This window comes from Dehalobacter sp. (assembly GCF_030063005.1).
In the GTDB taxonomy this organism is placed as follows: Bacteria; Bacillota; Desulfitobacteriia; order Desulfitobacteriales; family Syntrophobotulaceae; genus Dehalobacter; species Dehalobacter restrictus.
The window spans coordinates 1-14,323 of sequence record NZ_JAPDHR010000040.1 but is presented as its reverse complement, the minus strand read 5'-3'; the positions used below and the strand labels follow the sequence as shown (position 1 = coordinate 14,323).

Genomic DNA, 14,323 nt, shown 5'->3' with positions numbered 1-14,323 from the left:
GTCTACCAAGCTTTTGCTTGTACTAACATTTCTATTAGCCTAGTGATTCACCCGTACATTCGGAACTTTGTCAGTAGGTTTTGCCTACATTCTTACCATGGATATTTTTTAGACTTCCGCGCTAAACCCGCACTGTTCACCTCTGAACAGATTTCCAAAAGGTTTTTAATTCCAAAAGGGCAGGGTCACGCGACTTCACCGAGCTCTAGACGCTTCGACGCTTATACATATACACGCCCATCGGAGTATTAAAGGAGCCTTTTTAGGCGTTACCCTATCATTCGACTCATCAAGATGTTAGTTCTCTTTGTATTTCTACAAATGTCTAAACTTTTCATTTAGAAACGTGTCGCACATATAGCACTATTAAGCACTCCACGTGCATCGTCACGATAAAAGAGCTATAAATTATATAGTCATACTGCCGTGACAACGGTGCCCTGTCACGTTGAAAAGAATATAAATCACCATATAGTGTAGCTTCAAATCGTATGGAAATACTTTAGTATTATGGAATAAAGATAAGAATATACCTGCCTATTTACCACTCATTGGCAAATACCGCCCTCTCCCATGAACCAATGCCTCACTTCGCCACCAATTTGTATAAAAGCGTAATACTGACGTTTGTTTATACACTTTTACACTCCTTGCCAAGAACATTTAATTATTTTAATTTTTGTTAATTATTTAACATTCTTCTTTTTTGCCCCATGTTAAGATCATATAAGACGAGTTAACTTGTTAGATCCAATGATTTGAGGTATAACGCAGCTCCGAGAAGAGGTGAAATTAATATGGAGGTGCGCATAGTTGCCTGCGGTATCTTCCAACTGGAGCTTGAGCGAGTTCTAGAGGAAATAAGAACTGAATGGGAATCTGATGCTGAGTTTAAAGTCATCTATACAGCACCAGCTTTGCATGTAGACTATGATAAACTGAAAGATGGCATCACCGAGGCTCTAAATTACAATGCGACCAAAGAAAAGGTAGTCCTTTTTTTCGGCTCAATGTGCCATCCTGAGATCAGCGAGTTTGCGGAAAAATACCATGTTATCAAGTTGCAGCCCCGAAATTGTATTGAAATGATTTTAGGAAAGGAAAGACAGGATGAGCTAGAAAATTCAGCTAAGATCTTTTACCTTACTCAAGGATGGTTGCAGAACTGGAGGGAAATTTTCAAGCAGGGACAGGGCTGGGACGAGATTGACGCTAGGCAGAATTTTGGTTTCTACGATAAAATTTTGCTTCTGGACACCGGTGTTTCCGAGTTCAAGGATGAGGATATTTTGGATTTTTTCGAATATGCACAGGTGCCAATCGAAATTGAAAGTATTGATCTGGCAGTTTTCAAAAAAAGTGTGGTTGAAACGCTAGAGAAAGCATTAGCTAAGAAAGTCCCTACTTACATCGGTTAAGTTACGTAACATACTCTACAAAAAATTTTAAGGAGTGAGTTTAAATGGTTATAACTCAAGAAATTAAAGATGTAATATCAAAGGCTCCGTTTATTCCCATCACTACTGCTTCCGCCCATGGAGAACCGCACATGATCGTGGTGGGAAAAGTAGCGGAAATAAGAGAAGCTGACATACTAGGGTTTGGGATCTATAAGATGGAGGTCACTCAACAGAACATCAAAGATAACGGAATGATGCAAGTTGTAATAGCAACGATGGAAGGTGGCCCCAAAGGCTTTAGGCTTACAGGCAAAGCATGCATTGAAGAGAAACTAGTTTTATTTAAGGCAGAAAAGGTAGAGGTGCTTCTGTAGAATCTTCTGAAATGCACAATAATCCCGCTTATGACAGGCGGGATTATTGTGCATTTCAGGTTTTATAGTAGTGTTGGACATTTTTCTGATACAATCTATTTATAGCAACCGTTGATACATGAGGAGGAAAAGTATGAAGCGTTGCATTATATGTCTGCAGCAATTGGACCTATTTCAGGGACTAGAACGAGAGCAACTTACTAACTTGTGTCAATGTACGAAAAGAAAGAGATTACCTAGAGGACACTACCTTTTTCGTCAAGGAGAGTCGACAAGTACCATATACCTTATAAAATCAGGCAAGCTGAAGCTCGTACAAACTACTGCGGAAGGCCATGAAACAATTCTGGATGTATGCGGACCCGGTGAAGTCTTAGGTGAATTGTCCTTATATCAAGAACAAAATGAGCATTCAAGCGCCATTGCTATGGAAGAGGTTTGCATATGCTGTTTCAGTAAACTCCAATTCGAAGCGTTAATCAAACAAGATCCTTCGTTTGCCATGAGGATTATTGGTTATTTAGGGCAAAAACGATATGAAACCATGTTGAAATTAGGAAAAGAAGCTGGACTACCTGTAAAAGAGAGATTGTTGCAACTTTTTTATCGTTTAGCAGAACAATATGGACAAAAAAGACCAACCTCGACGTTGATAGATCTAAAAATTACTCAGCAAGAATTAGCTGATATGATTGGTTCTTCACGGGTAATGGTCATTCAGGTACTTAATGAGTTGAAAGCAGCCAATATAATCGATCGGGAAAAAAGATATTATGTCTTGAAAAATGACCCTTGCATCAGTGCTCATACGTTTAATTAAATGCACTAAGAATACTTTATTTATATAAACCTTCTGCATAAAGTGAAGGCGAAAATAATCTTCAGTTTCGCAACGCCCTTGTCAGCAGGACTTTTACTGATATACCATTATTACTGTCAAGAATATCACATTTAACATCTACTCTCAGTCCATCGCCTCTGAACCGTGCACAATGCACATATTTGTGTACGCCCAAACGGGGAAAGTCTTTAATAGCCTATAAAACGGATCGTATGTAACGATCTGTTTTACTTTTTTCTAATGCTTTCGAGCTATTATATCTCGTCTCTTATTACCACATAATCCCACATGACCTTACCAAACAGAAGTAGCCTACCATGAATACAATAGTTGGAGATGGTTAATCGTTTATTGTTTATTAAAAGGGGTGGCACTATAGATTTAATGGCAAAGGGACAACCTACCAATATGCCTTGGCAAGTGCTTATGGCGAGTTGATGGAACGGTTGAAAAACCAGGCCCCCTTTCGTCTGAATACAGATGTGAGGCAGGAAGCTATGGAATCTTCCGGTTTCTTCTATGCTCCAGATGAAAAGCACGTGAGTATAGACGATCTTTTAAACAGCAAAGAGGAATGGATAAGGGATAAATTGTAAACTCTTGATTCAAAATGTACTCAAGAGAGAACTTTTGAAAACGTGGCAGGATATTTCCTATGAAAAGCCGCCCAGTGACTTTATCACAGTCCCCTTCTGCAATTTAAACAGCGGTAAACTGTCTTACATCCCTATGAAAATGTTATCGAAGATGTATATGTCGAACGGAATGTGTGCCGGAAATACACCGGAAGAAGCTTTGGTTCAGGGCCTTTCTTAATAGTTTCAAAATCAAAATAAGATGAGTACTATAAACGAAAGCATCATGTAAAACGGAGCAAAGAACTGGATTGATAATAATCCAACCAAGAATGACCGGGAAGACCCAAAGACTATAACAATGCAGGTTAGAAGGCTTAGATTTACTTACCGGAGTGTAAATAAAAAAATCTAAGCATATTGAGATATTAAAAGAAAGATTATGAAAGGAGGAGAGTCATAAAATGCAGATACCAAACAAAAATTTTCGCACAAGCATGGTTTACATGATGACCAACATGCCAATAATAAATGAAGTCGTTGCTTTTTACCGCGGAATGAATGAAATACTCACCTTTATGGGTTCCTACCCAACTGGTGGCAGAGGTACTGGTGCAAGGGAAGTCTCAACTGCAACAACAAACGACGGAGTCGATCCCCTTGCGTCAAAAGGGGCAATTTCTTTGTCCCGTGATGGCCGTTTCCTGTTTGCAGTTAATGCGGGAAGCAATACTATCAGTAGTTTCATCATAACTGACAGCGGGGAACTCATTCTAGCGGATGTTAAGCCATCGGGAGGCGCTCAACCCAATGGCCTGGACGTGTTCGGTGATCTTCTCTATGTTTCCAATGTAGGCAATGTTGCCAATAATTTTGCATCAAATATCACTGGTTTTCGTATAAATGATGACGGACGTCTTACTCATATTGCGGGATCCACCCATTCCTTAAGTACTATTAATGCTCAACCGGCGGGGTTTGTATTTACTCCTGATGGCAGCAAAATCGTTGTATCTGAGTTTACTACTAACCGTCTCAGTGTATTTAAAGTAAATAGAAATGGTACAGTTACAGGACCAGTAATTAACAATTCTTACGGTATGGGGCCGTTCGGCTCTTATATTCTATGCTCAGGAATCCTTTTAGTTACGGAAGTAGTTTCCAATGCGCTGTCATCATATTCAGTTAGCGACAATGGGATCCTTAATGTTATCAGTGGCTCTGTACCGACCGGCCAAAAGGCCACTTGCTGGGTTATTACTACGAGAAATGAACGTTTTGCTTATACCACCAACACCTTAAGTGGTACAATAACCACATACCGTATTGATGATAGAGGAGCGCTGACGGTTATTGGGAATACTACCAGTACACCAGTAGGTGCAGCCACTGGTCTGCCAATAGATGTTGGTGTAAGTAAAGATGGACGCAATTTTTATACCCTTAACGGAAATCAAGGCACAATCTCAGTATTTCATATCAATAATGATGGTAGTCTTGTCAGATTGCAGATTGCTGCATCGACTGACTTCCCATACCTTGGATCGCAAGGTTTAGTTGTTCTCTGATTCTCCGTTGCTTCAACCAAACGCATCGAATTATCTTTAACGTTAAAGATTCCAGAATAACCAAAATACTCAGATGTCAAAACGACCTGACTATTTTGTTATAACATATACTCGTTCACAGGCTCCTTTTAGCCACTAATAACTTGGCTTATCACAAAAAGTGTGAATTGAATAACTGACATGTTCCCATGAAAGTAACTGGTCCTATTAAATTGTTCTACAATTTACACCCCAAAACTGAAACCCGCACCACAGGCCGCTTTCATAAATAACCATTCAATGAACTAACACCAACGTGCCTTGTCACCATAAAAGAGCTATATTTTTCATCGTTTTACAGCCAGAGAATAGCTATATATGGTATATTATGGGTCAAGATAAGTCAGAAGGAACAGCTTTTTGTCATTTTGTCTATTGGTTGAATTTTAGACGAAAATGTGTACTAATGTAGAAATCTAAAGAGGGAGAGTGCATATAGACTCTCCCTCTTTTCATTGTAAAGTTCCGCTACTCCATTGAAACATTAGTTTTGGCTGTATAAATATCTACTACCTTACTTAAGACGGAGCCCAAATCAAGTGCCGCCTTAGTAATATCCCTTTTTTCAGGCTCTAAATTACAATTTTCCGGGTGCTGATTTGTTATTGATGGTATTCTTTCAGGAGTGATCTCTGTTCCTAGGGGGAAATATTCGATCAAGCCACCAACTGGACAGTAGTTTCCATAACCGCAAGTAAAACATGGATATTCACCTTGTGCTGCAATTTCCCCTACAAGGTTGATCTTTGCATCTTCAAAATAGATTTTCATATCTTTGAACACAAACTGCCCATCGCCGTTGCCATCTACCGCGACAACTGCGGCAGGTTTTCCGGCCATAGGAAACAATGAATTATGGCGACCTGAGAAACATAGTCTCTCCCAGAAAGCTAGGGCTTTTGAATTCATATGCCCCCAATATACAGGGGCACCAAATACCAGGCCACGTGCTTCCTTGACTTTCTCAAGAATAGGTTCAAAGTCATCTTTTAGTACACAGCGATTCGTATTAGCACAGCAATTGCAGCCTTCGCAAGGTCTAATAAGCTTTCCAGATAAGGACACAAGTTCAAAGGATTTTCCTGTCCCTTCTAGAACTTGTCGAACCACAGATTCAACTATTTTATTCTTTCTCCCGGAACTGATTCCTATAATATCTACCATAAACATCTCCTCCTTTTTTAATAGTACAAAATTTAGAGATGTTTGTATGTTAAATATTTAACATTAATCCTTAACTGAAATTGTCATTCATGCAAGAATCAGTCCGCAAGGTGTGGTACCTGCCGCGTTTTCCGATTATCCCTATTTTTTGTAACTCTTTCAAGGTTTGCTCAACCATTACTCGGGATGCTCCAATCATATCAGCAATATCCTGTTGGGTAATATTTAATTCAATAATCTTTTCCGATGGTGTTTTTGTGCCATGATCATCTGCAAGACGAACGATTAGTCTCAAAAGTTTATCTCTAATCGAAGTACCTATAGAATCTCCAGCTTGTTGAAAGGAGTCATTCAATTTATCCGACAAATAGTTAATGATTTTAATCGCAATCCGAGGATTTGTTATAACTAGTTTCTCGAACTGTTCCTTTGAAAAGCTACAAATCTTAACTTCTTCCATAGCAATCGGGACTCTTTCCAACCAACCATTTTCAATCATCAAGTCTACTCCATCTTTACTACATTCCAGGATTTCTGCCATGAGACGTGTGAGAGCAAGAACAATATCTTTTAGGTAAGTTGACTACAGTAACATTTTGCTTGAAATTATCAACGTTTCTAAACATGGTATTTAATGTTCGACTTTTGCTATTTGTGGAAGCCAGCCCCTATGGAGCATCAGTTGCAGCAGACGGTAACCCCAGTCTAGGGCGATGTTCAACTGTTTACGGAGTTCAATGCCAATTTCTAAATGGTAACATTGGTTAATTGCCGTCAAAAGTGCCATTTGGCTTGCGCCATGCATATTAACTAAGGCCATAGCAATTTCCATGTCGCTTAAGTGTGCAGCACTTGGGATATTTTGAGCACTTTCCAGTAAACGTTCCGGAAATCTTACAGTCGGAATCATTGCATCCTCTGTCTGCAATAAGTCTTCACATTTTTTGATGGTTTTTTCTGATAGATTATCGAGGGCATCTTTTATTAGCTGCATGAGTTCCAGGTCTTTTGCATGATTATGGAAAATAGTGAGTAGAGCAACATGATAACGCCCAGTTACAACAATCTGGTATAGTAAACCTGCCTCAATATAATTTGCAGGTTCTTTATCAACAAATTTTTGAACAATAGAACGACTCGTGGCATTTACTTTGTCTAATATAGTCATACAAATTCCTCCAATTTTATATATGTATGTTTACCTAATAAAGCTTTCATTATTCGGGTATTCTGATAAACAAACAATAATATAATGGTTTTGTGGTTGTTGGGTAAGAATATTCCGAAACTGCATAAGGGCAGAAAAGTTAGTACTATTCTTTGTTTCTCGTAATCTTTCTCAAATAGAGCCATTTGGTGAAAGTCATTTTGACATAGCTCGGAAACTCGAACTCCTAAATGGCGGATAGGTTCACCTTTCCAAAGCTCATCGAATAGTTCACAAGCCAATTAATGGATCGCATTCGTACAGTCAATTGCGGAGAAGATCTTTCTCTGGTGTGAGCAGTTGTAAAACTCGTTGGTCCTTAATGATACAGATACCAACCGAGCACAATGACCTGCTTGAGTTACTCCTTCTTTTAACCACGTTCTGCCACTTTCCTCTAAGAGATTAGACATTAAAGTTAGATAGATTAAATCAATTGGTCATTCAACAAGCAAATTATTTGGAGAAATAAATAAATTTTGAGCAATATCATATCCCAATGCAGCTTGTAACGGAAACAAAGTGTTAGGGTCCTTTTCTTGAATGCTATCTAAAATTGCCGTTCCATTTTCTTTTTCTACAACAGTCCAAGGAAAAAACTATATATGCTTGAATACTCCGGGTTAAAATGCGCTACAAAGATACGTATTATTCATTTTAAAGTTATTTTCTTTTCGAGGAATTTATGATAAAGAAATATCAAAGTGAAAGCTAGCATATACACGATTGGGGACCAAGGTATAATTCTCCATTTTGGATACATTGTAATTCTTAATGGCACTACAATATAAATCTCAAATAGTGTAAGTGCGAACGTCCAAAAAGTGACATATAAGCTTACTGCATAATTTGATCTAGGTGCAAATTTTATAAACGTAATTGCAAGGCTTGGAAATACTATTAGACATGACCAAAAGCTATACCACGCTCTGTATGGCACACTTACTATGTAGTACATCGAAAACTGTTTGCAAAATAGCATATCACTGCCCATTGATAGTGCGATGACCATTACGATTACCAAACTATCAATAAAAGTCATCTTATGTATTGACACAGAAGTCACTGCCATAACCACAAATACCGCTACCATTGTCCAATATGGAATGTAAAACAAAGAACCACCCCTATTTACATTGAAATAAGTTAATGCTCATTTCTAATTTAGCTGTTCGTTATTATTCAAACTTAGTTTTCTCACACCAAGAGCATGGTGCTTCCAAAGTAGGTCATGTACCATCTCTAATTGATTTTCTTTACACTCAATGATTAACACGACTTCTGTTGCCTTAGTTTTCTTTTGCCTATTATCGTATTTCCTAATGGTTATCAGCTTAATAGCTAGCCCTAAACTAAAACCAGCAATCATACCGATTACACCCCATATAATTGGTCCCCATGTTAGAATAAAGCCGTAAATACTTCCAACGAGACAAAATAGAGTTGCGAGGAGAATGGGCAAATCCAACATGCTTAAGCCATCCGCAGAATGAATCGTATCAAACATTTGAACGTCTTCCCCTCGCTTATCCATTGATACACCGAGTATGTTTTCTTTGGCAATTCCTTTCATTTGAATTGCCGTAATAGCCAGCTCTAGATAGTTTGAATGGTCAAATGTTGAGACAATATACATACCTTCACCGCTTCCGTCCATTGCTCCAACGGGCATTTTATAATTCTTATGTTCATAATTTTTCTTAAGGAATTTACTTTGTTCCCAATCGAACAACTTATTAAAATAGACAGTTTTCATATAGGCACTATTGATAGCGTATAAGTAGATGCTGGGAATATTTAAAAACCACTGTGGATTAATAATGGATTTGGCGGAGTCAAATTGTCCTAGGAAAGTGTAATGAATGGCAGAGAGTAGATTAGACTGCGTGCCAATCACAATAAATGTTATTACAACAAATACGCCAGCAGGGAGCCGACTGTTTAAGATATCCCCTAGTCCAGGCATTAAGGCCGACCACATAGCCGAATGCCAAGGCACTCTTTTATCGCCATAATTAATCTCAAAGAGCCCGATGTTAAACATTTTAACTTCCGCATCTTCTCTGGATGCTAATATATATTGATTATTGAGTTCAATTGTGCTTCGGTAGCTATCCCATATGGCGAAAAAATAAGTTGGAATGTAAAACAATACCCATTTTATATCGATGACGTCTTTTGCCATTTGGAATCTACCTGTTAAGGAATATAGAATTGCCAGGTTAATATGTGCATGTAAATTAACGTAAATTTCCCATACGAATAAAAGATATCCCCTGAAGTATTTACATAATAATATATGACCTGCCCCAGGGAAAAAAAGTGACCAGCAAGCAATTACATAAGGATTCTTCAAGTGAATCTGTGTTATGCCAAACGGATTAATATACGCTGTATAACGGCGCACATCTGAATTAGGTTCAGGTCGGTCCATAATAACCCCCTCGGTATTGGTAAGGTTAGTATGTGTTTGTTCGTATATATTTAAGTCAGATTAAACTATGTAAATTATTACAAAAACGTAATTTATATCACATATACCTATTGTTCGTCTTTTCATTACCATAAAATGGGACAGAATTTTTTATGTATCTAAAGGCAATGATAAGGGTCTTGGATAAGTTGGGGCGAGTAGAATGGCACTTTACAGTGCCAAACCCTCTCAGAACCGTGCTTGCAACTAACGCACACGGCTCCTCATACTATCATTTACATCATATAACTAAAGGGTTTATTTAGGTCAAAGATGCTGACATATATCTTAGCTTTGGCTAGAGGGAATCTCTTGAGGAAAAGTGCATACTTATCCCACATCATGCTCTTCTTTTGGCTTCTTCTATTGAACATTTTGTAGAGCATGCTTCTAACCTCATCTCTAAATCTACTGATCATAGTAGAATTGTCAGTTATACCATAGTATCTGTAATACCCATTCATCTTGACCGCCAATTTCTCCATCACATCCCGGGCTGGCGTTGTGAGTTGCTCCCACAACCACGCTTTGGCTTTCTTTAAGCTAGCGTTATACTTCTTCTTGCTGGTTTTCCTCTTAACTCTGAAGCGTCCGTTTTTACCTTTGCTACAGTAGTGTGTGAATCCAAGAAAGTCAAATGTTTCCGGCTTCTTTATGCCGGCTTTCATGCATTCATCTACGGCAAATCTGCCAAATTTTATAATCTTCGTTTTAGCTTCTTGAATTTCAAGATTGAATTTGGCAAGTCTCACTTTAAGTTCATGATAGAAGCGATATGCTTCATCCTCATATTGAAAACAGAAGACACTATCGTCTGCATATCTAACCATGTAGGCATCGCCTCTGCATTTCTTTCTGATGACCTTCTCAAACCACAAGTCCAGAGCATGATGAAGATACAGGTTTCCAATTATTGGCGATATATTGCCACCCTGAGGTGCGCCAACTACGGTGTCTTTGTATTCCCCATTCTCCAGAATTCCAGACTTAAGAAACCTGGATATCAGTCTATGAATATTGACATCCGCTATTCTATGGTCTATGAACTTCAATATCCATTTGTGGTCCATGTTGTCAAAGAAGCCCGCGAATATCAGCGTCTACTACATAGTTTATCTTCTTATCACCAATAATTTTGTTAACTGCTTTCTTCTTGCTCATTCTATCATGCGCTTCAGTGAGGCTTTCTTTGTTAAGGAGTCCCGCAAGTGATGTGATTTTCTCTTTTGGCTTTTCTTTAGCGCTATTTGTGCTATCCTTGTCAGTTTCGTTTCCATTACTTTATCCACCTCTTGTGCAGGTAATGTTTCAGTTTCAAGGGCTATAGTATGTTATAGCCTTCCCTCCACAGGAATTACCCCGCTTCACAGGTGTAGAGTCGAAGGAGGTCGGCAAATGCCTTCCTCCGTCCGCTCGTTCAAACGGATCGTACAGTTTTCCCGTAATCCGCTTTCCTTTATGTCATCTAATAGATGCAGTCTTGCGATTCAAATCCGGTATGAGTGATGTCAGGTTCGCTAGGTGGTAAACTTCATAAAGTTTCTTAACAGGATATTTCTTCCACCCAATGTTTCGCCACCTTTTATGACGATGGCTCCATATCCTCCGTACAATCCATCTTTGTAACTTATTGAATAGCTTACGTACGTGGGCTTTTCGATAGTAGTTACCCCAACCTTGTATGATCGGGTTGATGCTCTGAATGAGTTCGTTAAGCTTTAGAGGTACTCGACGTTTTGTTCGGTTTCGGATCGTACCCACGAAACGTTCGAGAGACTTTTGGGTTGGAATTGCATAAAGATTAAGCTTGTTTGGACCTTTCTTAATCTTGTGTGACGGCAATCTTAGTCCTTGGCCCTGTTTCACTTTGTACCCAAGAAATTCAAACCCATTACTTATGTGGGTTATTCGAGTCTTTTCTGGGTGCAGTGTTAAGCCCAAAGATTCTAGGATTTCCTTGGCATCACGTAATGCTTGCGTAGCCTCTCTTCGTGTTCTGCAAAGGACAACCCAATCATCTGCAAAACGAGTTAAGCGATGTCCTTTTTCTACCATCTTATGGTCAAACGGATTAAGATAGATATTACTAAATAGCGGACTAGCGACCCCGCCCTGGGGCGTTCCTTGTGGCGTCGGGTACTTTTTCCCTTGGTCCATATACCCAGCTTTGAGCATTGACCTCGTGAGCTTAAGAACCCTACTGTCGCTAATCTTTTCTGCAATCATATCAATAAGGGCTTTATGCTCTACATTCCCGAAGAAATCTCGAAGGTCAGCATCGACAACCCACTCGTGTCCAGACATAATTTCGTGATAGATTTTCCTCATGGCTTGATGCGCTGATCGTCCAGGCCGATAGCCAACAATCACTGAATTCCGGTTCGAAGATGGGTTCTAATCTGTTCTTTAGAGCTTGCTGACAGACGCGATCTCGTATAGATGGAATTCCTAAAGGCCGCTTCTCATTCAACTTATTACGTTTGGGGATATAGACTCGCCGAACGGGCATAGGCTTGTAGGTATCATTCTTTAGTTCGTTATGCAGTTTTACGAGTTCCTCATCGGCTACCTTATCAAAGTCGATTATTCTAACGTTGTCGATTCCGCCACTACCTTTATTCGCTTTAACCATGTCCCATGCCATTCTTAGGTTTGTCGGTTGATACACCTTATCAATCAGAGAATGAACCTTTTTGACTGTACCATCTTCCTTCATGGCTTTCGTCTCCTCCGCCTGCAAGTTCGGGGTCTTTCACATAGGGAACTTTCCGTTCCTTGCCGCCTACTCACGAATTTCCGTTTCGGCTTCTGGTTCCATAAAGCGAGCCGCCTTCCCCTTCGTCATAGCCTTTTGAGCTAGTACGAAGCCACCTGTACACGACAAGTGATCCTAACGTTTCTGTTGTTCGTTAGTTAGAGTACTATTCGGCTCTCCGACTCCTCGCACCACGTTGACTTTCACTTCGGGGTTGCCTTATAGAAAGCCTTACTGAGTTGCTGTGCTTGTCTGACTGAGGTGAACACGCACAACGGTCTCCACCTCGGCTACTTTATACACCAGCCCATGACGGTGTTTCCACTCAGATAATACGAGGTCTCCGTGGGTCGCTACGCCATCTTCCATACCATGCCGCCCGCACACACCTTGGTTCGATGGGTGGACTGAAATGCCTTCGCCTCCATAGTGCAGGCTCGACCTTGCCCCATCTTTGGCCGACCGGTTCGCAATTCGGGTGGCCCCTTTTCACTACGGCCTGGTACTTCTCCTCAAGCCCTTCAGACTCCGCTTCGCAGTGGACGCCCTGCCCTCTGATGCAAGAGCATCAGCCCTTGAGACATTACTCCCAAGTTTGGATATGGATCCCCCAGTCCGGGATCCAGTGGGACTTAAACCCACCTGATGATCGTGCTGCCACGCACGCACTATTCTATAATCCGACTTCCTAGAGCCATCCGCTTCCTCACTTTATTATCGCTTGTTATGCGTACCTCAGATAGACTCTGAGGAGCAGCTAGGATCTCATGTGTTACCGTAAAATATCAATGTATAGCATGCTGAGTTCTACGACCCCGGGGAAGCTGCGGTTTTCTTACCATAACGTTAACCACAGTATTGCTTTCTGTTCTGACAACTACATCAGCCTTCCCGTTTTCGGTATTTCGGAGCTCAATCACTTCAACCTTTCGGCTTTCAGCCTACTATCTCGTTTGCCTACGCTTAAGGAAGTGAGTTACCCCACTTCCTCCAAGGCTAATTACGGGCGGTTGGTCTACCTTACCCGATGGGATTCCCACCCACTATATTTTACGACCTGGCACATCCGCACTATCAGGCACCGCTACCCTGCTTCAAAGTTATGATGTTAGTCCTAATCATATGTCGAAAAAACTGGAATTCCGCTAAACGATCTAAAAAATAAATACACCTATCGTTCAGATATACTTAAAGATGTAATTAATGATCACACTACTCCAAAGACTTTAAACGAAGTATCATAGTTTGATATCGCTAGTGAATCAAAACTTTTTCTATATAAGCGTGCAGGTTTACCTAAAAGAAATTCAAATCGTTTAACCGGTACAGTCTTGAGCTACGTGAAATCTCTTATTAAAGAGGATAATCGTGTGGAGTTGTTAACCCCCCATCAGCAAATCATTACATTCGATCAAGCCTTAAATCCCAGAAAAACAATACTTAGAAAATTAAAGAATGCGGTTAATCGTTTTATACCTTATCGGAGGACTAGCTAACATTTAATTTCCCTAAGTACAAATTGAAAAAGCCAGAGTTAAGTAGATGACATAGCTCACTTGTGCAGAGCCATCTACTCTTCTTTCTTTTGATAGAATCGACTTATCAATCCATCTCACCCCAAGCACATCATCTAACAACCACAGTCCCTCTTTGCCAAGCCAGGTACGCCCTTCCCCCGAATGGGCGGGCGACCTAAGCGAAAACTTTTCTAATTATTACTAACTAGCTTGGTTTATCCTCTCGAATCGGAAGATTGACCAGAGCTGCAGCAGAAGCTAATACGATGTCAGCGTACCACATTGACCTTGCCTACGTTTGGTAGACACGGAGAAACCCTAAATAATTATTGTTTTCATTGAATTACGCAATCATGCTGCATCATGCACCTTTAATGGCGCTATGTAATCGTTGGAAGAATGAATGCGAT

Annotated in this window: 13 protein-coding genes and 2 pseudogenes; 6 read left to right on the top strand and 9 right to left on the bottom strand. The window is 40.0% G+C overall.

Annotated features, from left to right (window positions below):
* The first annotated feature begins 797 nt into the window (after positions 1-797).
* From OKX56_RS11000 to OKX56_RS10975, 6 genes and pseudogenes are all read left to right on the top strand, one after another.
* Entirely contained in the window at positions 798-1,418 is a 621-nt protein-coding gene (locus OKX56_RS11000; RefSeq protein WP_287896453.1) for a DUF1638 domain-containing protein, read from the top strand.
* Positions 1,419-1,462: 44 nt separating this feature from the next.
* Positions 1,463-1,774, top strand: a complete 312-nt coding sequence (locus OKX56_RS10995) for a pyridoxamine 5'-phosphate oxidase family protein (protein WP_287896451.1) — start codon at positions 1,463-1,465, stop codon at positions 1,772-1,774.
* Positions 1,775-1,907: 133 nt separating this feature from the next.
* Positions 1,908-2,594, top strand: coding sequence for a Crp/Fnr family transcriptional regulator (locus tag OKX56_RS10990; protein ID WP_287896449.1), 687 nt, complete (start codon positions 1,908-1,910; stop codon positions 2,592-2,594).
* A gap of 416 nt (positions 2,595-3,010) precedes the next feature.
* Positions 3,011-3,211 (top strand): annotated as a pseudogene (locus OKX56_RS10985) (hypothetical protein); the annotation flags it as partial.
* A gap of 34 nt (positions 3,212-3,245) precedes the next feature.
* Positions 3,246-3,431 carry a YcaO-like family protein gene (locus tag OKX56_RS10980; protein WP_287896446.1) on the top strand — a complete coding sequence of 62 codons (186 nt, stop codon included), beginning with the start codon at positions 3,246-3,248 and terminating at the stop codon, positions 3,429-3,431.
* A 223-nt stretch (positions 3,432-3,654) separates the two neighbouring features.
* Positions 3,655-4,758 carry a lactonase family protein gene (locus tag OKX56_RS10975; RefSeq protein ID WP_287896444.1) on the top strand — a complete coding sequence of 368 codons (1,104 nt, stop codon included), beginning with the start codon at positions 3,655-3,657 and terminating at the stop codon, positions 4,756-4,758.
* A gap of 507 nt (positions 4,759-5,265) precedes the next feature.
* On the opposite strand, the gene OKX56_RS10970 is transcribed toward OKX56_RS10975, so the two are convergent.
* The 9 genes and pseudogenes from OKX56_RS10970 to OKX56_RS10935 all read right to left on the bottom strand — a co-directional run bounded on the left by OKX56_RS10970 (position 5,266) and on the right by OKX56_RS10935 (position 14,033).
* Complete coding sequence (locus tag OKX56_RS10970) at positions 5,266-5,961, bottom strand: flavodoxin family protein (protein ID WP_287896441.1); 696 nt, start codon at positions 5,959-5,961, stop codon at positions 5,266-5,268.
* A 70-nt stretch (positions 5,962-6,031) separates the two neighbouring features.
* Positions 6,032-6,460, bottom strand: coding sequence for a Crp/Fnr family transcriptional regulator (locus OKX56_RS10965; RefSeq protein ID WP_287896438.1), 429 nt, complete (start codon positions 6,458-6,460; stop codon positions 6,032-6,034).
* Between the two features lie 132 nt (positions 6,461-6,592).
* Positions 6,593-7,129: a DUF3231 family protein gene (locus OKX56_RS10960; RefSeq protein WP_287896436.1), complete on the bottom strand. Its 537-nt coding sequence runs from the start codon at positions 7,127-7,129 to the stop codon at positions 6,593-6,595.
* 143 nt (positions 7,130-7,272) lie between these two features.
* Positions 7,273-7,512, bottom strand: a pseudogene (locus OKX56_RS10955) (DinB/UmuC family translesion DNA polymerase); the annotation flags it as partial.
* Between the two features lie 815 nt (positions 7,513-8,327).
* The gene (locus OKX56_RS10950) at positions 8,328-9,602 is read right to left on the bottom strand and encodes a hypothetical protein (protein WP_287896433.1); all 1,275 of its coding nucleotides are present in this window, start codon (positions 9,600-9,602) and stop codon (positions 8,328-8,330) included.
* A 275-nt stretch (positions 9,603-9,877) separates the two neighbouring features.
* Positions 9,878-10,711 carry a reverse transcriptase domain-containing protein gene (locus OKX56_RS10945; RefSeq protein ID WP_287896431.1) on the bottom strand — a complete coding sequence of 278 codons (834 nt, stop codon included), beginning with the start codon at positions 10,709-10,711 and terminating at the stop codon, positions 9,878-9,880.
* Between the two features lie 391 nt (positions 10,712-11,102).
* Positions 11,103-11,969: a reverse transcriptase domain-containing protein gene (locus OKX56_RS14955; protein WP_353737770.1), complete on the bottom strand. Its 867-nt coding sequence runs from the start codon at positions 11,967-11,969 to the stop codon at positions 11,103-11,105.
* Positions 11,914-12,357 carry a reverse transcriptase family protein gene (locus OKX56_RS10940; protein ID WP_287896429.1) on the bottom strand — a complete coding sequence of 148 codons (444 nt, stop codon included), beginning with the start codon at positions 12,355-12,357 and terminating at the stop codon, positions 11,914-11,916. The genes OKX56_RS14955 and OKX56_RS10940 overlap by 56 nt, the downstream gene beginning before the upstream one ends.
* A 1,547-nt stretch (positions 12,358-13,904) precedes the next feature.
* Positions 13,905-14,033 (bottom strand): hypothetical protein, encoded by a 129-nt coding sequence (locus OKX56_RS10935; RefSeq protein WP_287896427.1) that lies wholly within the window; start codon positions 14,031-14,033, stop codon positions 13,905-13,907.
* Positions 14,034-14,323: the final 290 nt, after the last annotated feature.